The organism is Sphingobium psychrophilum, assembly GCF_012927105.1.
Classification (GTDB): Bacteria; Pseudomonadota; Alphaproteobacteria; order Sphingomonadales; family Sphingomonadaceae; genus Sphingobium; species Sphingobium psychrophilum.
Window position 1 is genome coordinate 79,666 of sequence record NZ_JABBFV010000001.1, and the last position, 23,400, is coordinate 103,065.

The following is a 23,400-nucleotide window of genomic DNA, read 5'->3' on the forward strand; positions in this document are numbered from 1 at the left end:
TTATCTGTCCCTTACCGAAGCGCGCTCGACGATGCGCAGGCCGACATCGACGGTCGATGGGGCCGGGGTGGCATCGCTGGCGAGCAGGTCGACCAGCATCTTGCCGGTGCGCAGCCCCAGCGCGTGAAAATCGACATGGATGGTGGTGAGCGCGGGGTTGATTTCCCGGCCGATCTCGAAATCGCCAAAGCCCATGATGGAAATGTCTTGCGGGATGCGCAGGTTCATCCGCTGCGCCTCCATCACCGCGCCGACGGCGGACAGATCGGACACCGCGAAGATCGCTTCGATATCCGGTTGTTGTTCTACCAGCGCGCGGAAAGCCGCGGCACCATGGTGGAAGCTGACCGGGGCCGTGCCGTGGCGCAGGACGCCGTCGGTCGAGCGGCGGGCCAGGCGCAACTCCTCCTCGAAGCCGCGCATACGTTCTTCGCCGCGATGGTCGGTAACTTCCCCTTCGGGCGAGGCGGCGATCGCGCCGATCCGGGTGAAGCCGCGATCGAGCAGATAGCGGGCGGCGGTGCGGCCGACCTGATAGTTGGAAAAGCCGATCGCATGTTCGATCGGCTGGCTCGGCAGGTCGGCAATCTCCACCACCGGCACGTCGGCGGCCATCAACATGCGCGACGCATTGCGCCTATGCATCGCGCCAGTCAGCACGATCGCTTCGGGCCTGCGGGCGAGCAGGTTGCGCAGCTGCCGCTCCTCCTCCGCCATGTCATAGTCGGTATAGGCGATCAGCAGATGATAATCGGCCCCGCGCAGCGCGTCGGTCAGGCCATGGGCGACGGCGGCGAAGTTGGCGTTGGTCAGCGTCGGCAGCATCAGGGCGATAAAGCCGGTGCGGCGGCTCGACAGGCTGCCGGCGGTCTTGTCCGGCACATAGCCCAGGTCCGCCACGGCCTTGAACACCTTGTCGCGCGTGGTGGGCAGCACCAGTTCGGGATCGCTGAGCACCCGCGACACCGTCATGCGCGATACGCCCGCCAGCCGCGACACGTCGCGGATGGTCGGTCGCTGCGACGTGCGCCGGCCGGGTTTCGGCTCGGCGGGAGCGGCGGTTTCGCGGGGGGGACGGCTCATGGGCGGGGCTTTCCTGATGGCTGCTATCCTGGTCGCATATCAGCGTCAGGCGGCGGCGGCCACCGCATTGCCGCTGCTGATGGCGTGGTAGAAGCGGCCCTCGAACATCTCCAGCAACTCCAGCGTCAAGGCGCGCGCCTGGGTGCGGATGGGGGAGGCAAGCGCCTCCTCCAGCGCGGCGAGGGAGGGATAGTCGACCTGTTGCATCATCGCGATCGGCGGCGCGCCTTCGTCCACCTGATCGACGAAGAAGAGGCGGACATTACTGCCATGGGGAAACTGACCCCAGAGCGGGGCGAGACGGGTGCGGACCTCTTCGCGGAAACGGTCCTCGAAGCCCGGCTTGATCGTGCCTTCGAAAATGGCGGTGCGTGTGATCACAGGACGTCCTTGTTGATGGCGATGTGCAGTTTGACGAAGCGGGAGCGGTCGCCGGCCTGTTCGAAGGCGTCGACCGATTGTTCGAGCGGGAAGGTGCCGGACAGGATGGGCGAGACGTCGATCGCGTCGCTGACGATCAGGTCGACGGCCAAGCGAAACTCGCCATTGGCGCGGAAGGCGCCGACGAACTCGATCTCGCGCGATTGCAGGGGATTCACAGGGATCGGTGCGGTGCCGGGGGGCAGCATCCCGACCTGGACGATGCGGCCGCCGCGCCGGACGATGGGGAAGAGCGAGAGGACGGCCGAGGGCGCGCCGGACGCTTCGAACGCGACGTCGAAATGGCCGGCGGGACTGGCATAGGCACCGAGCGCATCAGGATCGCTGGCTACGTTGATGGTGCGGGTCGCGCCCATGCGATCCCGCGCGACGGCGAGTGCGGCATCCTCGACATCGGTGCAGACCACTTCGATCGCGCCGGCATGGAGCGCGCAGCGGGCGGTCAGCAGGCCGATGGGGCCAGAGCCGGTGACGATGACGCGCTTGCCCATCAACGGCCCGGCGCGGTTCACGGCATGGAGGCCGATCGACAGCGGTTCGGCGACCGACAGTTTCAGTAGGTCTGCGTCGGCGGGGACGGGAATGATCTGATCCTGGCGCAGGATCAGCGTCTGGGCGAAGCCGCCCTGGACATGGGGGAAGCGGCCAGCGCTGCCCAGGAAGACCATGTCGGTACAAAGGTTCATGCGGCCGGCGCGGCAATAGTCGCAGGTGAGGCAAGGGCGGCTGGGGTCGAGCGCGGCCTTCATGCCCGGCGTGACATGGGTCACGGCCGATCCGGTTTCGATCACGACGCCCGAAATTTCATGCCCCAACGCCATCGGTTCGCGCACCGCGAAATCGCCGACCGCGCCGCGATGATAATAATGCATGTCCGATCCGCAGATTCCGCCATAGGCGACGCCGACGCGCACCTCGTCGGGCGCCAGGGCGCGCTCCGGGCAGGTTTCCACCCGCAGATCCTTCTTCCCATGACATATTGCAGCCAGCATCACGCTCTCCTTATATGGGACCGATATCATTTGGCACATTGGATCGCAATATCCAATATTTGCGACGATGTGACAATTTTCCAGATTGCAATGTGACCGGTCACGTAATAGGCAAAAGCGCGTGATGGAGGTTTCGATTTATGTCCTTGTTCAGTCTTGATGGCCGTACCGCACTGGTGACCGGCGCGGCGCGCGGCATCGGCTTCGCGATCGCTGATGCGCTGGGCCAAGCCGGCGCGCGCGTCGTCCTGAACGGGCGCAGCCAGGATGGGCTGGATGGTGCGGCGGCGATCCTGCGGGGCAAGGGCGTGGACGTGGCGACCAGCCTGTTCGACGTGACCGACCAGCCGGCGGTCAAGGCCGCTATCGCCGCAGTGGAGCAGGATGTCGGCGCGATCGACATCCTCGTCAACAATGCGGGCATTCAGCGCCGTGCGCCGCTCGACCGCTTCGACGACGATGATTGGCGCGAACTGATGGCGACCAACCTCGACAGCGTATATTATGTCAGCAAGGCGGTGGCGCCGCACATGATCGCACGCGGGCATGGCAAGATCATCAATATCGGCAGCGTCCAGTGCGAACTGGCCCGCCCCGGCATCGCCCCCTATACCGCCAGCAAGGGCGCGGTGAAAAATCTGACCAAGGGGATGTGCGCGGATTGGGCACGGCACGGATTGCAGGTGAACGCGATCGGGCCGGGCTATTTCGATACGCCGCTCAACAAGGCGTTGGTCGAGGACCCCGTGTTCGATGCGTGGCTATGCCAGCGCACGCCCGCCGGGCGTTGGGGCAAGCTGGAGGAACTGCACGGCGCGGCCGTCTTCCTCGCCTCCTCGGCCTCCAATTTCGTCAACGGCCAGACCATCTATGTCGATGGCGGCATCCTGTCGGTGATTTGAGGAGTGACTATCATGGCCGACACGATCGCGTTGCAGCTTTGCCCGCTGTCCGATTATCTGGAGGCGGAACTGGCCGTTCGCTGCCAATTGCTCCGTTGGTTCGACATGGACGAGGACGCGCAGCGCGCCTGGTTGGAAACCAACGCGGACAAAGTGGTTCTGGTGGTGACCGGTGGGCATCTGGGCTGTTCCAACGATCTGATCGCGGCGCTGCCGTCGCTCAAGCTGATCGCCATAAACGGCGTGGGCTATGACAAGGTCGATGTGGCCTTCGCCAATGGCCGCGGCGTCGATGTCAGCACCACGCCCGATGTCCTGACCGACGATGTAGCCGACCTGGCGGTGGGCCTGACCATCGGCCTGCTGCGCCGCCTGCCCGCGGCCGATCGCTTCGTGCGCGATGGCCGCTGGATGGAGGAAACATTCCCGCTGGGGCGCAAGGTCAGCGGACGGCGCTTTGGCATCGTCGGGCTGGGCCGGATCGGCCGGGCGATCGCCGATCGGCTGAGCGGCTTTGGCGCGGTCGCCTATCATGGCCGGTCGGCCAAGGATGCACCCTATCGCTTCGAACCGGACCTGGCGACGCTGGCGCGGGACAGCGACATATTGGTGCTGGCCTGCGCCGCGACCGAAGACACCCACAACCTGATCGATTCGGATATCCTGGCGGCGCTGGGCGCGGACGGCTATCTGGTCAATGTTGCGCGCGGATCGGTGGTGGACGAGGCGGCGCTAGTGGCGGCGCTGGGCAGCGGCGGCATTGCCGGCGCGGCGCTCGATGTGTTCGTGGAAGAACCATCGGCGCCGGCCGGCCTGATCGCCAGTGATCGGACGCATCTGGCCCCGCATATCGCCAGCGCCACGGTGGAGACGCGGATCGCCATGGCCGATCTGGTGCTCGCCAATGTCGATGCGCTGCTGGCCGGACGGCGGCCGCCCACGGCGCTGAGCCTGTGATGACGCGGCGCGTCGCGGTAATCACCGGGGCGGGCAGCGGCATTGGCCGCGCCGTCGCGATCGCGCTGGACCGGCGTGGTTATCGGCTGGCGCTGGCCGGGCGGCGGGCTGACAGTCTGGCGGACACGCGCGACATGATGGATGGGGGCGGGGAGGCGCATTTGCTGGTCCCGACCGACGTCACCGATGCGGGCAGCGTGACGGCTTTGTTCGATGCCACGGTCGCAGCGTTCGGCCGGGTCGACCTGCTGTTCAACAATGCCGGGATCAATGTGGTCGATGTGCCGATCGACCAGTTGGCGGAGGGCGACTGGCGCCGGGTGATCGACACCAATCTGACCGGGGCCTTCCTTTGCCTACAGGCGGCGTTCCGCGCGATGAAGGCGCAACAGCCGCAGGGCGGCCGAATCATCAACAACGGCTCGATTTCCGCGCACAGCCCGCGGCCCCAATCGATCGCCTATACCGCCAGCAAACATGCGATCACGGGCCTCACCAAATCGGCCGCTCTCGACGGGCGGCCGTTCGGTATCAGTTGCAGCCAGATCGACATCGGCAACGCCAGCAGCGCCATGGGTCAGCGCATGTCCGCAGGCGTGCCCCAGGCCAATGGCGAACGGGCGGCCGAACCGGTGATGGACGTGGCGCAGGTGGGTGAGGCGATCGCCTATATGGACGGACTGCCGCCCGAAGCGACCGTACAGTTCATGACGTTGATGGCGACCAACATGCCCTTCATCGGGCGCGGTTGAGGGCCGGGCTTACTTCTTGCCAGCCCGGCCGGTTCAGCTATCCGCCTTGTCCGCGGCCTGGCGGGCCGCCAATTGCCGGGCGGCGGTCGTTGCCGCGTCGGCGGCGGTTACGATGCCGTCCTTGTCATTATCCTGCTCGGCAAAGGCGCGCGCACCCGACAGGTCATATTCGGCCTTGGCCATCTTGCCGTCCTTGTCCTTGTCCAGCACGCCGAAGCGGACATGGGTCTGGCGGATCTGGCGCTGCCGTTCCTCGACTTTCTTCTCTGTGCTGCGGTCGGATGCGGCGAGCTGCTGTTCCAGTCTCGCGCTATATTCCTGCACATATTCATCCTCCGATACCCAGCCGTCGCCATTGGCGTCAGTCGCCTTGAAACGGGCGACGCGGCCGGCGTCGAATTCGGCGCGGCTGACCTGGCCGTCATGATCGGCGTCATAATCGTGGATGAAGGCCGATCCTTCATGCGGCGCGGCGACGGCGGTGCCGGTCAGCGCAAGCAGGGCGGCGGTCAGGGAAAGCTGGAATTGCATACAATCTCCGTCGAATGGGAAAGGCGCTGCGCTCAGGCTGCGTCGAAGGTCAGGGTGTAGGTGTAGCTGCGGTAAGGCGTTTCCGACCCCGCCAGCGCGGCGCTGCGATGGCGCACCAGAATCAGATAGGTGCCTGGATCTTCGGGCTTCAGGGTGAAGCGGCCATCTGTGCCGCTCTTCACCTGCGCCGCCACCTTGCGCCCGTCATAAAGGCCCGCGCTGCGGAACAGGGTGATGTCGGTATGGGCGAGCGGCTTGCCGTCGAACAGCAGCGCGAAGCGGACGTCCGATCCTGAACCGATGGCGTTGGGATGGGTGATCGCCTGGATCTCAAGCCCCGTGCCGATGGGTCTCAGCGCCGCGTCGGTGGGCTGGCCGCGCGTCACATAGGCGTCGGCCAGGGTCATGCTCTGCACCTCGACCTGCTCGGCATTGGCGGGTGGTTCGCCTTCGCCGCGCATCGCCCACGTGTCGCCTTGCCGGAACATCTTGCCCTTGCGTCCGGCGCGCTGGCCGCTGGTCACGCGATAAGTGCCGTCGGCGGGGATCGCCGCCTCGAAGACGCTGAGGTCGCGCAAATGGGTGATGGGTCCGGTCGGCAGGTCTTTCCCATCCGGGCCGACCAGATGGAAAGGCGCGTCGCGCATTGCGACTTCGGGCAGGAACGCGTCTTCTGCAAAGGCCGACTGCACGGTGATATGATCGCCCTTGCCCACATCGAACAGGGTCGGGAGCACATAGGGCATGTGCGCGTTCGCGGCGGAGGTGCCAGCGAGAGCCAGCAGCAGCGCTGCGCGGCGATAGTGCAATATTGTCATAAAGTCCCCTTTCTCGCCGACCGAGTATATCTAATGAGACTCACTTGCAATATCATTTACAACTGATAGGTGCGTCGTCGTTCGGGGCGATAAGGCCCCATGCCATTTGCCGAAAATAGGGGCCGCATAGATGACGAAGACCAGATTAACGCTGTTGTTGGGAACCGCGATGATCTTCGCGCCGATCCAGGCATGGGCGCAGGATGATGCCGACGCGCCGGAAACGACGCGCATGGCGCTCGACCGCATGGTCATCTCCGCCGGCACCGAAAAGGTCGCGATCGACACGCCGCAGGCGGTCAGTACGCTGGACCAGGACGATATCGATCAGGTCCAGGCAACCACGATGGGCGACCTGCTGGAAGGGATGCCGGGCGTCAACGTCCAGGGCGGCGTCGGCCAGCTCGGCCAGGGCTTCAACATTCGCGGCATGGGCACTGCGATCGGCGATAGCGACAATCGCATCCTGCTGACCGTCGATGGCGTCACCAAATTCTACGAACAATATCGCATGGGCGCGCTCTTCACTGAGCCTGAGCTTTACAAGCGGATCGAAGTGCTGCGTGGCCCCGCCTCCTCGACCCTCTATGGCGCCGGTGCGCTGGCGGGCGTGGTCAATTTCACGACCAAGGATGCGTCCGACTTCCTGAACGAGGGCGATCCGCTGGCAGTCCGTCTGAAGGCGGCGACCGAAACCAATGCGCAGGCGCACACCCTGTCGGGTATCGTCGCGGTCCAGCCGATCGAGGGTGTCGAACTGCTGGGCAGCTACAACTACCGCCGCACGGACGATTATAAGAGCGGCAATGGCGACACCGTCGCGGCCTCCGCCACCTTGTCCGACAGTTGGCTGGTCAAGGGCCGGGTCGCGATCGGCGGCAACAAGAAACATGCCATCTGGGCCAGCTATCAGGACTGGATCAGCGACGCGCCGCAGGTCTACGACCAGATTTCGGCCGCCACCGGCGCTGCATTGATGCGCCGCCGCGTCCACGACAAGACCGCCGTGCTGGGCTATGTCAACGATTTCGACGGCAGCAAGATCTTCAATGTCGAGGCGCAGGTCGCCTATTCGCTGTCGAAGGTGCACCAGACCGAAACCACCTTCCTTGGCCCGCTCGCCTATTCCGACTTTTCCTATGAAAGCTGGCAGGCCAAGATCCAGAACACCAGCGAGTTCGCCATGGGCGGCGACTGGACGACCTTCCTGATCCTGGGCGGCCAGTGGAGCAAGCAGGAGCGGCGCAACCCGCGCGTGGCGCTGGACGGCACGGTGACGCCGGGCGCGGGCACTCATCCCGAAGGCGATATGAGCCGCTATGGCCTGTTCGGTCAGTTGGAGATCATCTGGTCAGACAAGCTGACGATCATGCCCGGCGTCCGCGTCGATTGGACCGAGCTGACGCCCGGCGACACGGTGGTTGGCGGCACCACCCTGACGGATAAGGTCAAGGATAGCGGCGTATCGCCCAAGCTGGCAGCGCTGTACAATTTCACGCCCTGGTTCGGCCTGTTCGGATCGGTCGCGCGCACGGTGCGGATGCCCAATGTGGACGAAATCTTCACCCGTTCCGCGACCCGCCCCAACAATCCAGACCTGAAACCCGAAAAGTCCGATAATGTCGAAGTCGGCTTCACCTTCTCCTTCGACGACATGCTGGGCAAGGGGGATCGCTTCCGCGCCAAGACCACTCTGTTCCAGAACGACGTCAAGGATCTGATCGTTAACGTCACCGCCGCGGCGGGCACGCCCTATTTCCAAAACGTCAACCGCTCGCGCTTCAAGGGGCTGGAGGTCGAGGCTGAATATGCACTTGGCGGATTCTTCGCACGCGGCAACGCCTCCTTCATCAATGGCAAGAACCGGCTGACGGGGGACTATCTCAACACCATCCCCGCCAACGACTATCGGCTGACCCTGGGCTATGCCGATGCGGCGAGCGGCCTGTCGGGCGGCTGGACCGGCGAGTTTGCCGAACGGCAGGACAAGGTGACGACCGGCGCATTCTCCTCCGCCGGATCGGGCCTGCCGACGCCTGGCTACACCGTCTACAACCTCTTTTTCGCCTTCAAGCCGCAAAGTGGCGCGGCCAAGGGGTTTGAGTTCCGCATCGCCATGGATAACGTCTTCGACAAGCAATATCGCCGCCACTTGTCGTCGCTCGCGGCGGAGGGACAGAGCTTCAAGTTCACCGTGGCGAACATATTCTGACGCCATGGCACGGGTGGCGCATCCTTTCCGCATCGGTGGGCCAGCGGCGGCATCGCTGCTGGTCAACGGCCTGCTGATCGCGGCGCTGCTGAACCTGGGCCTGGGGCATGTCAGTCGTCGGACCGAATCGCCGACGCTGACCGTCCTGTCCCTCGCCCTGCTCAAGGGGGTGGAGCAGGGCGAGGAAGAGGCGGAGACGGCAGCGCCCAGCACCACGCCCGCCGTCCCGCCTCCACCCGTCGAACAGCCGCGGGTATCGCAACAGCCGGTCGTGGCGCCCGCTGCGCCACCGATCGTGGCGGCACTGTCGCGTCTGTCCTTTTCCACGCCGATGCAGGCGGCCGCGCCCGTTGCGAGTCCCGCCGCGCCGCCATCGCACCAAGCCATGGCGGCCGTTTCCACCTCGTCCTCGGCTGCGCCTCCGCCGCGACGCGGAACCGCCGACGGTCTGGACGTAAAAGCGCCGCCCGGCACCAGCCGCAGCTATGCCGCCAAGGTCCGTTCCTGGCTCTACGCCCATAAAATCTATCCCCGGCGCGCCCGGATGCGGCGAGAAGAAGGGCGGGTGCAGGTCCGCTTCGTCCTCGACCGCGCGGGCATGTTGCTGGAAGGTTCGGTCATCCATGGATCGGGCCACGCCATACTGGACCAGGAGGCCGAAGCGATGCTGCGCCGCGCCTCCCCCTATCCACGCGCGCCCGCCGAACTACCGGGCGATCGCATGGAATTTACCGCGCCGATCGAGTTCACTCTGCCTGCCTGAACGGCAGCGCCGTGTCGATGGGATGATGGCCGATGGCGCGCCGGGGATATCGCGTTGCTATGCCAATGCCGGAAATCTGTCCGCCAATGGCGCGAACGGCCTCCCAAGATTATGAGTCGCTTGTCGCCCCCTGGGTCGGCACCAATCTTAGCGGCATGCACATGCTGCCGACAATCTGCTCCATCGTATCCTCCAGCGCGTCCGGGAAGGATTCCCCAAATTCGGCCTCGTCGGTTCCGTGGTGGCGCATCAGAATGTTGAGGAACATGAGGCTGACGCTGATCAGCCGTCGTTGCGCGACATAGGGGGGAATGTAATCGACGCGCTCGCGCATCAGCCTCAGCGCTTCGGTCAGGTGCGGTGGTTCCGACCCGCTAAAGTCGCCAAATTCGGGCGATCGACTTTGCAGCAGATATTGGCTCAGAAAGCTCGCATAGGAGTGGTTGCCGTCGGCGTCGTGCAGATGAAGCTGAGGAAGCAGGATTATTTCTAGGATGGTCCGGGCATCCTTGAGGCGGCCCATTGCCCTGGCGCGCTGGAGCATGGCACCGCGCTCTGCTTCCATCTGCTCCATGCGATAGTCGAAAATGGCGCGGACCAGGCCTTCGCGCGAACCGAAATGATATTGCACGGCAGCATGATTGCCTTGGCCCGCTTTCGTGGCAATTTCCCGCATGGACGCGCCGTTGATGCCATTTTGCGCAAAAAGCTGCTCTCCCGCCAGGATCAGGCGCGTCTTTCCGTCGATAGTTTCGGCCGCGGGCAAGGCGTCCATTGCAATTTCCACGTTCGACACCGCAACATCCTAAAACAAGTGTAATATTTTTAACCGCTATGCATGGGTCGGGCTGCTGGGCAAAAGCGGGACGTGCCGGCTATTGTGCGCGTCAGCTTGCACGAAAGACCAGGAAATTCAAGTTTTTCCAATTTCATGAGGCTGAGAGGAGGCGGATTGGCGGAATTATCCATGTAATCCGACCTTTGCAGGCTATATGCGTATTTACACTTGACTTAAATTGCCTAAATCGATTATTCCCTAATCGTCATTAGACAGCGCCATGCCGGCACCGCGCCAAGACGGTCAAAACGGCAAGACGCGATAGACGCTCAAGGAGAGACTTTCATGGCGATGGAAACCGGCCTTATCTTTCACCCCTATATGCGCCCCGGACGCACGGCGAGGCAGACGTTCGAATGGGGTGTCCAGAATAGCGTTGCCTGCGACAAGGCAGGCTTCACCTCGATGATGATCTCCGAACATGCATCGCAGATCTGGGAAAATATCCCCAACCCCGAACTGATCATGGCCGCCGCTGCGTTGCAGACGAGCCAGATCAAGTTTGCCCCGATGGCGCACATTCTGCCGCATCAGCACCCCGCCAAGCTGGCCGTCATGATCGGCTGGCTCTCGCAGATATTGGAAGGCCGCTATTTCCTGGGCATCGGCGCGGGTGCCTATCCGCAGGCATCCTATATGCACGGCATCAAGGACGCCGAGCCGCAGATGTTGAACGACATGGTCCGTGAATCACTGATGATCATGGAAAAGATTTGGAAGCGTGAGCCGTTTTTCCACGAGGGCAAATATTGGGACGCCGGCTTCCCCGAAGAAGCGCCCGCCGAAACCGAGGATGACGAGCAGCATATGCTCGCCAATTTCGCGCCCTTCAACGGCGCATTGCCCGAAATCGCCGTCACCGGCTTCAGCGCCAATTCGCCGTCGATGAAACTTGCTGGCGAGAAGAACTTCAAACCGGTCTCGATCTTCTCGGGCCTGGACGCGCTTAAGCGCCATTGGGAAATCTATGCCGAGGCCAATATCAAGGCAGGCTTCACCCCCAATCGCCAACGCCATGCGGTGTCGCAGACGGTGTTCTGCGCCGACACGGACAAGGAAGCAAAGCGTCTCGTGATGGAAGGGCCGATCGGCTATTGCTTCAACAAATATCTGATCCCGATCTGGCATCGTTTCGGCATGATGGACGGCTTTGCCAAGGATGCGGGTATCGATCCGGCGGACGCTGACCTGGAATTCCTGGTCGACAATGTGTTCGTCGTGGGCTCGCCCGACACGGTTGTCGACAAGCTGAACACGCTATTCGAAGGCTGCGGTGGCTGGGGCACGCTTCAGGTCGAATCGCATGACTATTATGACGATCCAACACCTTGGTGGAACTCGCTTGAACTGATCGCCAAGGAAGTGGCGCCGCGCGTCAAATTGCCCGGTGCCAAAGCGGTCGCCGCGGAGTCGGTTGCTGCCTGAACGAGACGAAGGATGGAGAGGGGGCAAAATCCCCCTCTTCATCATGGCCCTTCAGGCGGGGCGAGAACTGCCGGCAAACCCATGCAGCAACAGGTCCGCTGCCTGCTCCGCGATCTGGGCTGGGGCCAATTTGCCCGGCCGATACCAGGATGAGCAGGAATCCAGCATGGCGATCAAGAACTTCCTGACCACGGTCGGGTCCAGCGTAGCACTGGCGCTGCCGTCGGCTTGCGCGGCCACGATCAGGTCGCGCCAATAATTGTCGAAACTGGAATAGGCCGCCAGAACGCGCCGCCGCATTTCGTCCGGCAGGTCGTTGAACACGCGGGCCACGGCGGAGGAATAATCGTCGCCTGACAGCAGGAAGTCGATATGCGCGACGATCGCCGCTCTCAGCCTGACCAGCGGCGCCGCATCCGGCCCCAACACCTCGACGCGGGCCACGATATGGCGGCTATTGTGGTAAATCCCTTCCATCATCACTTCTTCGACCAGATGATCCTTGGACGGAAAATGATGATAGATGCTGGGCGCCAGCATTCCGGCGCCCTTGGCAATCTCACTGAGTTTTGCGCCCGCTAATCCCTTCTGGCGAAGGACTGTCGCCGCGGAATCGAGAATGCGCGTTCGGCCGTTATCTGCGTGTGCCATGGCATCCCTTAGCAACAATATAAGGGGATGTCAGTATTATGGCGGCCGTTCGCTGCCTACCCGGCATAAGGGACATTAGGCACCCCGGACGCTGGGGGATCGAGAATTTCGAACAACCCGCCGGCGAGCGGCTGCTCGGCAAACGTCGCGGCGGAAAAGCCTTGCGACCCGGTGATGAGGAACAGCCGGTCATGGTTGCTGCCTCCAAAGGCGGGGCGAAGGCCGCGCCGCACCGGCAAGCGTCGCTCCTCGATCAACGTCGCGTCCGGCGCGAACCGACGCAGCACCCAGCTTTCGTAAAACGCCATCCAGATGCAGCCTTCGACGTCGACGGCCATCCCGTCGGGATAGCCATCCTGCGGCTTGAAGTTCAGGAAGTCGCGGCGGTTCGACAGCGTGCCATCGTCGGCGACGTCATAGGCCCAACTGACCAGCGGCATGGAATCATTCACATAGGCGGTCCGACCGTCCGGGCTGAACGCGGGACCATTGGCGGTGACGATATTGCGTTCCTGCGTGCTCACGCTGCCATCGGCGTCAAGCCGATAGAGTTCGCCGGTGTTACGCACGTCGAGCTTGCCGAGCGTGCTTTCCTTGTCGTCTGTGGTCGTGCTTTCGTCCCACTGGCTGGAATCGCACGAGCCGGACCAATAGCGTCCCTTGCGATCGGTGACGCCATCGTTCAGCCGCGCAATCTTGGGATTGGGTATCGGATGGATGAACGGCGCGTAAATCTGCTTGTGCGGATCGACATGGGCAAAGCCATCGGCGCAGGAGGCGACGAAGCCGCCGCTGGCGCGGGGCGCAATCGCGCTGATCCAGGCGGGCGCGTCCCAGCGCCCCGTGCGGCCGCTGTCCAGATGAAACCAGTTGATGCTGGGCGCTTCGATATCGACCCAGTAGATGCAACCGTCCCGATCGTCCCAGACCGTGCTTTCGCCCAATATCGCCTTGGCATCCCACAGGCACCGCCAGCCTTCACCTTCCATCATCGCCTCATCCTGTCTGCTATTATAATTTGATCACGGGGTCGCCAAAGGGTTCGTCGCGTTGGCGGACCGCCGCCTTCAATCCCTCGCTGCGGACCGTCTCGTTGAAACGCGTGCGGCTGGCGGCCAGATGACCGCGCGCGTCCATTTCGGCGGCCATGCGCTGCAACGTGCGGGCGCCCATCAGTTCCAGTCCCAGGTTCACGATCCGCTTGTTGGCGCTCAGCAGGTCGGCGTCGATCAGGGCAAGGCGCGCGGCGAGCGCGGCGACCTCCGCGTCAAGCTGGTCGGCAGGCACCGCTTTGAGCGCCAGCCCGATCTGCGCGGCATCGTCGCCACGGATTGAATCGCCGGTCAGCAGCAGCCGCTTGGCCCATTGGGGGCCGACCAGATACAGCCACATATGGCTGGGGAGCGACCCTTGCGAGCGGGCGGGCGGGAAGCCGAACAGCGCGTCGTCGGCGCAGATCACCATGTCGCATAACAGCGCCAGGTCGGTGCCGCCTGCCAGGCAGCGACCATGGACCTGGGCAATGACGGGCTTGTGCATGTCGAACAGGGCCATGCGCAATCGCTGCGCCTTTTCCTGGTGCCAGCTATCGTCGTCGAACTTCGCGCGGCCGCGCTTGTGGTCGACCTGTCCGGGGATCGGCTGGTCATATTTCTGGAGGTCGTAGCCCGAACAGAAATCCGGCCCCGCCGCCTTGAGGACCACCGCGTGGACGCGGTTATCCTCGTCGGCTTCCCAGAGCAGCGCGCTCAGTTGCTCCTGCAACGGTTCGCTCAGCGCATTGCGCTTTTCGGGACGATTGAGGGTGATCCAGGCCGTTCCGTCACGGACCTCGTACAGCAGCTGCTGTGCGGCGTCTTCCATGTTCATCCTCTCTCTATTCCCGTCGCGACATCTTGCGCGCCGCGACGGATGCTAACAGCTCAGGCGACCGATTGCAGGGGGGGAGGCGCCAGGGTCGGGGCTGAGACGTCGATATCCTTGAGATGCGGCAGCACCTTGCGGGCAAAAAGTTCGTAATTGTCGCGACCGACCTCGAAAGGCATGTCTCCAAATTGGGTGTAGATGATGAAGCTGCCGACATCGAAGCGTTCGACCATCGCCTTCAGCTTCTCCACCACCTCTTCGGGGCGTCCCCAGATCTGGAGATCGGCCAGGAAATTATTGAATTTCTCGATGCCATGCTTTTCGACGCTATTGGCCAGTGCGCCATAATATTCATAGCCTTCGATCTTCTCGAATTCCTTGTTGCCGAACTGGTAGAAGGACGATGTCGACCGGGCATATTCGACCAGATATTTGTCGCGCATCTCCTGCGCCTTGGCGGCATCCTCGTTCACCGCGACGAAGGCGACGACCACGGGCTTGGGCGCAGGGCGTCCCTGCATGGCGAAGAAGCGGTCGCGATAGCTTTTCACATCTTCGGCCACCCGGTCCCAGGGCTTCTGGGCGATGATCATCAGGCCGACGTCGAGGTTCGCCATCAGCTTGACCGATTCCGGCGATACCGCTGACGCGAACACCCGGCCGCGATAGCTGGCATAGGGGCGCGGGCGCAATTCGACGCGGGGTTGTTGCAGATATTTGCCGTCATATTCCATGACCCCGGTTTCCAGGGCGGCGAGCAGCGCTTCGGCATATTCGCGGAACCTGTGGCGCGCTTCGCCCATCGGCACCTGGAACCCGTCAAACTCGCCCTTGCCCAGTCCCCGGCCGATGCCCAGGATTGCACGCCCTTCCGACAGTTGGTCGAGCAACAGGAAGCTTTCGGCGATGCGGACCGGGTTCTGCCAAGGCAGGACCGTGACCGTAGTGCCCAGCTTTATGCGCTTCGTCTTGGCCGCGACCCACGACAGGAATTGCGGCACGTTGGGGGTCATCATGTAACCGGTGAAATGATGTTCGGGCGTCCAGACGGAATCGAAGCCGCGATCCTCGGCCCCGGCCGCCAGCGCCAGCTCATGCCGGTAGACTTCGTTATCGCTGACCTGATCCTTGAGATTCTGGAACGTCAGCCCCAAACCCACATCCATAAAAGCCTCCAAAAAATCTGTTGGAAGTAAACTAATCAAAATTAGGCTACTTTGGCAAGCCCCCGCCTGAAACTTTGCTGCGGAAACGCGCCAGATGGGTTGCCGACGTCGACCGAAACAAAATTTCGAATCCCAATAATATCTATGTATATCATCATTATAGTGGATAATAATGATGCCAGCGTACAGGCGACATAACAGGATAGGCCAGGTCCGGAGGAAGGACGGTGCTTGACGCAAAAGGGCAAAGTGGGCATATTAATTTCAATTAGGTAGAGGAGGAGAGCCCCGGTGATGGAGGCCATAGCAGAACGGCGGCGGGCCATGTCCGATCGGCACCCCATCTGGGAAGAGATGACGCTGGATGCCTATCTTGCGCACACGCAGCGCCATTTCGCGGCCAAGCCCTTGGTTATCACGGATACCGAAACGCTCGATTATGCGGCGGTGAACGCGCAGTCGGAGCGTTTCGCGGCCGCGCTTGGCGGGCTGGGCGTAAATCGGGGCGACCGGGTTGGGCTGCTGCTCGCCAATTATCCGATCACGGTATCGCTGATGTTCGCCATCTGGCGTGCGGGGGGTGTCGCGGTGGCGATCAACACCCTCTATGCCCCCAAGGATCTGGAATATGTCATCCGCGAAGCGGGCTGCAACGTCCTGATCAGCATGGCGCGCTTCGGGTCACGACGCTATGATCTGGAACTGGATGCCCAGGTGCCCGGCTGGCGCACCGGCGATTGCGCCGCCCTGCCGGAATTGCGCGCAGGCCTGGTGTATGATGCGGAAGCGCCCCAGGCCTTTCTCGACTCTCTCCCGGTCGGCGCGTTGCCGACACAAGGCGCGGACCCGCATGATCCCGCCGTCATCATGTTCACGTCCGGCACTACAGGATCACCCAAGGGGGTCATGCAGACCCATGATAATCTGCTGCGGGCGGCCTATGCGGGAGCCTATCATCAGGCGTTCGATGAAGGGCGGCGCGCGGTTTTCTCGCTCCCGCTCTATCATGGCTTCGGCCTGGTCGTAGGCCTGCTGTCAGGCATGGTCGTCGGGGGATCGATCGTCCCCTTGCTCCGCTTCGATGCGGATGCGCTGCTCGCGGCGACGCAGCGCCATCGCGCCACCTATCTGATGGGCGTACCCACCATGACGATCGCGATGATGGAGCGGGCGAAGGTCAAGACCTATGACCTAAGTTCCCTCAACGCCGTCCATAGCGCGGCAGCGCCGACCCCCAGCTGGGTCTGGCGGGACATTCAGGAGACGTTCGGCTGCGAGGAGATATTCACCAGTTACGGCCAGACCGAAGCCACCGCGACGATCGTATGTACCCAGCCGGGTGATTCGATCGACATCGTCGCGCAGACGCAGGGCTGCATCGTGCAGGCGGGCGTCGCTGGGATCGCCGAGCAGGATGGCCGGATTTGCGAGTTCAAGACGATCGATCCCGTCACTGGCGCCGATCTGCCGCCGGGCGTTGCGGGCGAACTCTGCACGCGCGGTCCGATGAACAGCCTGGGCTATTTCCGCCGACCCGAGGAAACGGAAAAGCTGTTTCTACCGGGCGGATGGCTTCGCACGGGCGATCTGGGGCAGTTTCGTCCGGACGGCAACCTGTTCCTGACGGGACGATCGAAGGAATTGTACAAGAGCCGGGGCGAACTGGTGTCGCCCAAGGAACTGGAGCAACTCGTTACCACTCATCCCGCCATCGGTCAGGCCTTCTTCATTGGTATGCCCGACGACCGTTGGGGCGAATGCGGCTGCGCGTGGATGGTGCTTACCGAAGGCTATGCCGTGTCGGAAGAGGACATCCTGGCCTGGCTGAAGCCGCAAGTGGCCGGGTACAAATTGCCGCGCGACATCTGGTTTATCTCGGAAGAGGATCTGCCGAAAACCGGCACGGGCAAGGTCCAGAAGAACAGTTTGAGAGAGATGGCGCTGGCCCACCTCGCCACGCAACGCGGCGCGGCCTGAACGCACAGCCCAGACATGGAAAGACGGATCGATGAGTAGCGAAGGCATTTCGTCCATAGAGGACATCATCCACGACGCGATAAACGGGCTGCCCTATATATTGGTCGATGCCGACGATCGCGAGAATGAAGGCGACGTCATCATCCCGGCGCAGTTCGCGACCCCGCGCCAGATCAATTTCATGGCCAAACATGCGCGCGGACTGATCTGCCTGGCGATGACGAAGGCGCGGGCGGAACAGCTGAAACTGCCACCGATGGCCGTGAACAACCAGTCCGGTCATGGCACGGCCTTCACCATATCGATCGAGGCGCGCGAAGGCGTCACCACCGGCATTTCTGCGCAGGATCGCGCGCACACCATCGCCGTGGCGGTCGATCCGACCAAGACATCGTCGGACATCGTGTCGCCGGGGCATGTGTTCCCGCTGACGGCGCGCGACGGCGGCGTATTGGTGCGGGCAGGGCATACCGAAGCGGCCGTGGACATTTCCCGCCTGGCCGGGCTGACCCCCGCCGGCGTCATCTGCGAAGTCATGAACGACGATGGCAGCATGGCACGGCTGCCCGAACTGCTGGTCTTCGCCAAGGAACATGGGTTGAAAGTAGGCACGATCGCCGACCTGATCGCCTACCGGCGTCGGTTCGAAAAGCTGATCGAGCGGGTCGCAAGCGCGCCGTTCCACAGTTTCTACGGCGGCGACCTGACCATCCATGTCTATCGCAACCTAGTCGACGGCGGCGAGCATGTTGCGTTGGTCAAGGGCGAGATTCGCCCCGATCGTGACACGCTCGTCCGCGTGCATCAGGTCGACATGGCGACGGACATGCTCGGCTGGTCCCAGGCGCATCCCGACTATGTGCCCCACGCGCTGAAAGCCATCGCCGCGCATGAGGGGCAGGCCGTCGCCGTGTTCGTGCGCGATCCCAGCCCGGACTCCATCTCGAAGCGGATCGAGGGGGGGCGCAAAACCTATCATGATGCCAATGCCACCCGCGATTATGGCATAGGCGCGCAAATCCTGCTGGACCTTGGCGTGCGGCAGATGACCTTGCTGACGTCGAGCAAAGCGAAACTGGCGGCGCTCGAAGGCTTTGGCCTGACGGTGGGGGATCGCATTCCCCTGCGCGACGTCAATATTGCGCCCGCGCCTATATTAGCCGATTGAGGGGGGGGACGAGATTGCTCGCCCCTCGCTCCATCCGGTTACAGCAGAGGCGACACTTTCCCGTAGCGGCCCTTGTGAAACAGCAGGGGTGCGCCGGGATGGTGGATGTCCAGGGCGTGGACCTCGCCAATGGCGATATAATGGTCGCCCGCCTCATGGATCGCATGGAAGGAACAATCGATCCATGCCAGCGCCCCGTCCAATATCGGCGCGCCGCGGGCCGACAGATGATGCGGCACCCCGTCGAACTTGGCGGGGTCTTTGGACGCCAGCGTCCGGCACAAACCTTCCTGATCATCCGCCAGCACATTGACGCAAAATCCGTCACAGGCTTCGATCTTGGGCCAACTGGATGAGGCCTTGTCGGGGAAGAAGGCGACCAGGGGCGGGTCGAGCGAGACGGATGTGAACGACCCGACGATCATCGCGGCGGGCGTGCCGTCCTGCTGCATGGCGGTGATGGCGCACACGCCGGTCGGATAATGGCCCAATATTTGCCGGAAAGTAGCGGCGTCTGCAACGATGGACATGCGTTCCCTCACACCTTCCAGACCAGCGGAATATCTTCGACGGCCGATACGATACCGGCGTGATAGACGGGCGCGGCGCCTTCTTTCAGCGCGAAATGGGGGATGCGGGCCAGCCATTCCTGCAACATGACCAGCACTTCCATGCGCGCCAGGTGCATACCCGCGCAGCGGTGCGGCCCTTGGGCAAAGGTCGAATGGGCGACATTGCGGCGGGACAGGTCGACCGTCATGGCGTCTTCATGCAAGCTATCGTCCAGGCCATGCAGCGCCGTGGGCAGCAGGATGAGGTCGCCGGCCTTGAGCTGCGTGCCATGATATTCCATGTCCGCCACCACATAACGCGCATCGGACACGACGGCGAAGCGACGGAACATCTCCTCCACGCCGCGTTGCAGCTTCATTGGGTCCGCCACCATCTCCTCGACCGTTTCGGGATGGCGCGCGAGATAGATCATCATGAAGCTGAGGAAATTGACGACGGTGTCCAGTCCGCCCAGCAGCAGCAGCGAGACGAGGCCCAACATCTTGTCTTCGGGCGTGGGCGCGCCGTTGATCTCGCTATTCACCATCTGGGTGATAAGGTCGGTGCCTGTGCCCCCGCGTCGTTCCGCGATGATCGGCGCGACATAGGCGAAGAAGCCGGCATTGGCCTTTTTCAAGGAGCGCCCCTGTTCTTCGGGCGTATTGCCCGACGGCCGGGTCATTTCCTTGGCCAGCGCGTTGAGGCCCGCCGCGTCTTCCATTGGCAGGCCCGCCAGCGCCAGGAAGACCTTCACCGGGAAGATGTTGGCGAAATCCCTGGCAAAGTCACAATGGCCCTGCGCCGCGAAACCCTCGATCAACTCGATCGCCACGGCCCGCACATCGCCTTCGACCTTGCGGATCTGCGCCAGGTTCAGCCCCTTGTCGATGGCCTTGCGATAGGGGGTATGTTCGGGCGGGTCCATCTTGGTCGGGACCATGTCATAGGCCTCGCCCGCCTCGCGCGGCACCCAGATCACCCGGCTCGAAAAGCGGTCCGGGTTGCGATAGATGTCATCGATCAGCGCGCCGCGCGTCGCGATCCAGTGGCCGCCGGTAAAGGGCGTCCAGACCAGCGGCGGTGTGTCGGGTTGCTGCACCTTCTTCCAGGCTTCATGCACGCCTTCCTCGATGCCATCCAGATCATATATGTCGATGTCGCGCACCAGTGGAGCGGGTACATAATCGGGAATGGGCATACGGTGCTTGGCAGATGGCGGGGCGATCGTATCGACGTTCATGCCTGCGTCCTTCTCAGCTCATGGTGGGATCGATGACGGCCTTGGTGGCGACGCCATTCTTGGTCACGGTCAGGGCTTGTGCCGCCTGGCTGATGCTGAAGCGGTGGCTGACCAGTGCGGCCAGCGGCACCTGGTTCTGCACCCGCGCGGCAAATTGCATCCCCTGATAGTAATTTTTAGGCGCCGGGAAGGATGCGCCGCCGATCGTCAGGTTTTTCAGCGTCAGGTCGCGCGGGGAAATCGGCTGCGTGCCGATCGCGCCCCAAAGACCCAATATGATGTAGCGGCTATGGATGCCGCTAATGTCCACGCCCTCCGGGAATGCGGGCAGCGCGCCGGCGGCCTCGATCACGATGTCCGGTCCCTGCTTGCCGATCCGATCGTAGATCATCCGCTTGCGCTCGTCAGGGGACAGGCTGAGCGACACGGTGGATGTCGCGCCCAATGTCATGGCGGCGTCCAGCCGGGCCTGCGCGCCGTCGATGACGATGATTTCCCGCGCGCCGGCCTGTGCCGCGACCAGGATGGCGGACAGGCCGACCGGGCCAGCGCCCTGCACGACGACGGAATCGCCGAACCGCACCGGGCCGCAGCGATCGAACCCCCGTAGCACGGTGGGCAGGGCGCAGCCGAGCGCGGCTATCGCTTCAGGTTGCGCGCCATCGGGCAGACGATAGAAGGGCATGTTGTTGGGCAGCCAGGCATAGTCCGCATAGCTGCCCCAATTGGGTTTGGCCGCGTCTTCGAAATATTGGCTGTTCTCGCATGGCGTCTGTTCCAGCACGGTGCAGGAATAGCAGCGATGGCACAGGGCGATCGGCGACCAGATGACCAGATCGCCAGCCTTGACCGGCGTTCCGGCATAGTCGGTGGAGACGCCCGCGCCCAACTGCGTAATTTCGCCGACGCCTTCATGCCCCAATATGATCGGGAAGGGCATCTCGCCCGCTTCGCCGGTCAGGATATGAACGTCGCTGCCGCACACGCCGCCCAATATCGTGCGGACGAGCGCGCCGCCCGGCTCCGGCGCATGGACTTCTACATCCCATGTTTCCAGGCGGTTCTTTTCAACGAGTACTGCGGCTTTACCGTACATGGCCCATCCTCTCGATACCGACCCAATTTGGTCCCACCATCTTGCTGACATGGTGCCGCGCCCGCTTAACCGGGCATTCGATCGATGGCAAACTAATCAGAATTAGATAAATTACACAATAGCAAATCCGGTCGGGGTGTTGATCCCTAGGGCCAAGCCCGTCGGGAAAATCGCCGGGAAATGTGTTATCCATATGATATATATGAAATATAGTTCATATTACGGGCTGGCTATACGGCCAGAATGACCCGCGCTCTAATCCCGTTCTTGACTTTCCGATCAAGCCGCGCTTTGTATAACCAAAATTAGGCTTCAACAGCCAAATACCCAGTTATAGGAGAGAATATGGGCCGCCTTACAGGAAAAACCGCCATCATCACGGGTGCGGCGCGGGGCATGGGGGCATCGCACGCCCGCCTCTTCGTGCAGGAAGGGGCCAATGTCGTCCTGACCGATCGCAATGTCGATGGCGGGCAGGCGCTGGCGACCGAACTGGGCGATGCTGCAACCTTCGTGGCCCATGATGTCACCCAGCCAGCATCCTGGGCCGATGTTGTCGCGGCAGCGGTGGACGCCCATGGCACCATCGACATTCTGGTCAATAATGCCGGTATATTGGGCCCGATGGCGACGACTATCGACCTGACCGAAGAAGGCTATGATCAGGTCTGCGCCATCAACCAGCATAGCGTCTTCTACGGTATGAAGGCGGTCCTGCCGGTGATGGTCAAGGCGGGCCGAGGGTCCATCGTCAATATTTCGTCGATCGCGGGCATGGCCGCCAATTACGGCTTCCCCAGCCTGGCCTATGTCGCGAGCAAATTTGCCGTGCGCGGCATGACGAAGGCGACGGCGATGGAGTATGGCAAGCATAATATCCGGGTCAATTCGGTCCATCCCGGCTTCATCCAGACGCCGATGATGGTAGAGGCGACTGACGAAGTTGGCGGCGACGCCCTTGCCCAGATCCCGCTCGGCCGTATCGCCGAACCGATCGAGGTGTCGAACCTCGTCCTGTTCCTGGCGTCCGATGAATCCTCCTATATCACCGGGGCGGAACATCTGGTCGACGCCGGCATGTTGGCGCACTAGGCAACAGGCGGGGCCAAAGCCCATGGCATCGATCGACTTTGAGGTGCGGGGAAACCTGGCCGAGGTCCGCCTCAATCGGCCCGCGGTCCTCAACGCCGTCAACGCGGAGATGGACCGGGCGTTGGCGCAGGCATGGGCGCGGATCGACAGCGATCCCGACATTCGTGTCGCGATCCTGACCGGCGCGGGGGATCGGGCCTTTTGCGCAGGGGCGGACATGTCGGACCCGCCCACTGGGCAGGACGGGCTGTCGTTCGGCGGCGGGCTGACGGGCATTGGCGGTCGCCTTGTGCCGTTGCAAAAGCCGCTGATCGCCATGGTGCATGGCCATGTCCTTGGCCTGGGTTTTGAAATGGCGATGTGCGCCGACATCCTGATCGCCGCGGACGACACGCAATTCCGCCTGCCAGAGGCGCGTGCGGGCTTCATCGACCATTGCGGCGTCGTGCATCGCGCCATCCGCCAACTGCCCCATCACGTGGCCATGGCGATGATCGTGGCGAGCGAACCGCTCGACGCGGCCCGCGCCTTGCAATACGGTCTGGTCAACGAAACCGCACCCATGGCGGATCTTGTCGCGACGACTGAACGCTGGGCCCAGAAGATCCTCGCCTGCGCACCACTCGCATCGCAGGGCGGCAAACAGGCTGCGCTGTTGGGCCTGGAGCATGGCCTCAAAGCGGCGCTCGATCGCCGCTATCCGCTGATCGATGCCTATGCGGCGACGGCAGATTGCCGCGAAGCCGCGTCGGCCTGGAAAGAGAGGCGCGCGCCGCGGTGGCAAGGCCGGTGACCCCCGCAATCCCATGCGCGGTGCCGGTGCCCTGGTCGCAAAAACAGTCCCGATAGAAAATATGTCGCAGCCTGGCTGCGTTTGG

General features: G+C 62.9%; 23 protein-coding genes. 10 read left to right on the forward strand and 13 right to left on the reverse strand.

From position 1 onward, the window contains the following. The 3 genes from HHL08_RS00380 to HHL08_RS00390 are packed head-to-tail and all read right to left on the reverse strand — an operon-like array spanning position 1 to position 2,516. Positions 1-1,083, reverse strand: coding sequence for a LacI family DNA-binding transcriptional regulator (locus HHL08_RS00380; protein WP_206377619.1), 1,083 nt, complete (start codon positions 1,081-1,083; stop codon positions 1-3). A 45-nt stretch (positions 1,084-1,128) separates the two neighbouring features. Continuing rightward, positions 1,129-1,464, reverse strand: coding sequence for an EthD domain-containing protein (locus tag HHL08_RS00385; RefSeq protein WP_169570436.1), 336 nt, complete (start codon positions 1,462-1,464; stop codon positions 1,129-1,131). Then, entirely contained in the window at positions 1,461-2,516 is a 1,056-nt protein-coding gene (locus HHL08_RS00390) for an L-idonate 5-dehydrogenase (protein WP_169570437.1), read from the reverse strand. The genes HHL08_RS00385 and HHL08_RS00390 overlap by 4 nt, the downstream gene beginning before the upstream one ends. Before the next feature lie 140 nt (positions 2,517-2,656). On the opposite strand from HHL08_RS00390, the gene HHL08_RS00395 reads away from it, so the two are divergent. From HHL08_RS00395 to HHL08_RS00405, 3 genes are read left to right on the forward strand one after another with little or no spacing between them, the layout of a single operon-like run. Further along, entirely contained in the window at positions 2,657-3,418 is a 762-nt protein-coding gene (locus HHL08_RS00395; protein WP_169570439.1) for an SDR family oxidoreductase, read from the forward strand. Positions 3,419-3,430: 12 nt separating this feature from the next. Then, entirely contained in the window at positions 3,431-4,375 is a 945-nt protein-coding gene (locus tag HHL08_RS00400) for a 2-hydroxyacid dehydrogenase (RefSeq protein ID WP_169570440.1), read from the forward strand. Then, positions 4,375-5,127: an SDR family oxidoreductase gene (locus HHL08_RS00405; protein WP_169570441.1), complete on the forward strand. Its 753-nt coding sequence runs from the start codon at positions 4,375-4,377 to the stop codon at positions 5,125-5,127. Before HHL08_RS00400 ends, HHL08_RS00405 begins: the two co-directional genes overlap by 1 nt. 33 nt (positions 5,128-5,160) lie before the next feature. Here the strand turns inward: HHL08_RS00405 and HHL08_RS00410 are convergent, their stop codons facing one another. After that, complete coding sequence (locus HHL08_RS00410) at positions 5,161-5,658, reverse strand: EF-hand domain-containing protein (protein ID WP_169570443.1); 498 nt, start codon at positions 5,656-5,658, stop codon at positions 5,161-5,163. 32 nt (positions 5,659-5,690) lie between these two features. Then, positions 5,691-6,476 carry a DUF4198 domain-containing protein gene (locus tag HHL08_RS00415; RefSeq protein ID WP_169570445.1) on the reverse strand — a complete coding sequence of 262 codons (786 nt, stop codon included), beginning with the start codon at positions 6,474-6,476 and terminating at the stop codon, positions 5,691-5,693. Positions 6,477-6,606: 130 nt separating this feature from the next. Here HHL08_RS00415 and HHL08_RS00420 point away from each other — a divergent pair, with 130 nt between their 5' ends. Both HHL08_RS00420 and HHL08_RS00425 read left to right on the forward strand, forming a co-directional pair. Continuing rightward, positions 6,607-8,688, forward strand: coding sequence for a TonB-dependent receptor domain-containing protein (locus HHL08_RS00420; RefSeq protein ID WP_169570447.1), 2,082 nt, complete (start codon positions 6,607-6,609; stop codon positions 8,686-8,688). Positions 8,689-8,692: 4 nt separating this feature from the next. Further along, complete coding sequence (locus HHL08_RS00425) at positions 8,693-9,451, forward strand: energy transducer TonB (protein WP_169570448.1); 759 nt, start codon at positions 8,693-8,695, stop codon at positions 9,449-9,451. 109 nt (positions 9,452-9,560) lie between these two features. Here HHL08_RS00425 and HHL08_RS00430 read toward each other — a convergent pair whose 3' ends face one another. Beyond that, positions 9,561-10,226 carry a TetR/AcrR family transcriptional regulator gene (locus tag HHL08_RS00430; RefSeq protein ID WP_169570450.1) on the reverse strand — a complete coding sequence of 222 codons (666 nt, stop codon included), beginning with the start codon at positions 10,224-10,226 and terminating at the stop codon, positions 9,561-9,563. 348 nt (positions 10,227-10,574) lie between these two features. Here HHL08_RS00430 and HHL08_RS00435 point away from each other — a divergent pair, with 348 nt between their 5' ends. Continuing rightward, positions 10,575-11,714, forward strand: a complete 1,140-nt coding sequence (locus tag HHL08_RS00435) for an LLM class flavin-dependent oxidoreductase (protein WP_169570452.1) — start codon at positions 10,575-10,577, stop codon at positions 11,712-11,714. 51 nt (positions 11,715-11,765) lie between these two features. Here the strand turns inward: HHL08_RS00435 and HHL08_RS00440 are convergent, their stop codons facing one another. Genes HHL08_RS00440 through HHL08_RS00455 form a run of 4 tightly spaced genes read right to left on the reverse strand, consistent with a single transcriptional unit; the run spans position 11,766 to position 15,397 of the window. Beyond that, positions 11,766-12,365 carry a TetR/AcrR family transcriptional regulator gene (locus HHL08_RS00440; protein WP_169570453.1) on the reverse strand — a complete coding sequence of 200 codons (600 nt, stop codon included), beginning with the start codon at positions 12,363-12,365 and terminating at the stop codon, positions 11,766-11,768. Between the two features lie 56 nt (positions 12,366-12,421). Then, a complete protein-coding gene (locus HHL08_RS00445; RefSeq protein ID WP_169570455.1) occupies positions 12,422-13,357 on the reverse strand; it encodes an SMP-30/gluconolactonase/LRE family protein in 936 nt (311 codons plus the stop codon). Between the two features lie 19 nt (positions 13,358-13,376). Continuing rightward, on the reverse strand, positions 13,377-14,228 hold the full coding sequence (locus tag HHL08_RS00450; protein WP_206377620.1) for a crotonase/enoyl-CoA hydratase family protein: 852 nt from the start codon (positions 14,226-14,228) through the stop codon (positions 13,377-13,379). Between the two features lie 59 nt (positions 14,229-14,287). Continuing rightward, complete coding sequence (locus HHL08_RS00455) at positions 14,288-15,397, reverse strand: LLM class flavin-dependent oxidoreductase (protein WP_169570458.1); 1,110 nt, start codon at positions 15,395-15,397, stop codon at positions 14,288-14,290. Between the two features lie 294 nt (positions 15,398-15,691). Between HHL08_RS00455 and HHL08_RS00460 the strand changes: the two genes are divergently transcribed. Together HHL08_RS00460 and ribB are read left to right on the forward strand one after the other, a co-directional pair. Beyond that, positions 15,692-17,374: a class I adenylate-forming enzyme family protein gene (locus tag HHL08_RS00460; RefSeq protein WP_169570460.1), complete on the forward strand. Its 1,683-nt coding sequence runs from the start codon at positions 15,692-15,694 to the stop codon at positions 17,372-17,374. A gap of 31 nt (positions 17,375-17,405) precedes the next feature. Then, the gene (gene ribB, locus HHL08_RS00465) at positions 17,406-18,542 is read left to right on the forward strand and encodes a 3,4-dihydroxy-2-butanone-4-phosphate synthase (protein ID WP_169570461.1); all 1,137 of its coding nucleotides are present in this window, start codon (positions 17,406-17,408) and stop codon (positions 18,540-18,542) included. A gap of 38 nt (positions 18,543-18,580) precedes the next feature. Here the strand turns inward: ribB and HHL08_RS00470 are convergent, their stop codons facing one another. From HHL08_RS00470 to HHL08_RS00480, 3 genes are read right to left on the reverse strand one after another with little or no spacing between them, the layout of a single operon-like run. Continuing rightward, the gene (locus HHL08_RS00470; protein ID WP_169570463.1) at positions 18,581-19,072 is read right to left on the reverse strand and encodes a flavin reductase family protein; all 492 of its coding nucleotides are present in this window, start codon (positions 19,070-19,072) and stop codon (positions 18,581-18,583) included. 8 nt (positions 19,073-19,080) lie between these two features. Beyond that, positions 19,081-20,334, reverse strand: a complete 1,254-nt coding sequence (locus HHL08_RS00475; protein WP_169570464.1) for a cytochrome P450 — start codon at positions 20,332-20,334, stop codon at positions 19,081-19,083. A 13-nt stretch (positions 20,335-20,347) separates the two neighbouring features. Further along, complete coding sequence (locus HHL08_RS00480; RefSeq protein ID WP_169570465.1) at positions 20,348-21,430, reverse strand: zinc-binding dehydrogenase; 1,083 nt, start codon at positions 21,428-21,430, stop codon at positions 20,348-20,350. A 345-nt stretch (positions 21,431-21,775) separates the two neighbouring features. On the opposite strand from HHL08_RS00480, the gene HHL08_RS00485 reads away from it, so the two are divergent. After that, a complete protein-coding gene (locus HHL08_RS00485; protein ID WP_206377621.1) occupies positions 21,776-22,522 on the forward strand; it encodes an SDR family NAD(P)-dependent oxidoreductase in 747 nt (248 codons plus the stop codon). Between the two features lie 22 nt (positions 22,523-22,544). Then, positions 22,545-23,315 carry an enoyl-CoA hydratase-related protein gene (locus tag HHL08_RS00490; protein ID WP_169570467.1) on the forward strand — a complete coding sequence of 257 codons (771 nt, stop codon included), beginning with the start codon at positions 22,545-22,547 and terminating at the stop codon, positions 23,313-23,315. Positions 23,316-23,400 lie beyond the last annotated feature (85 nt).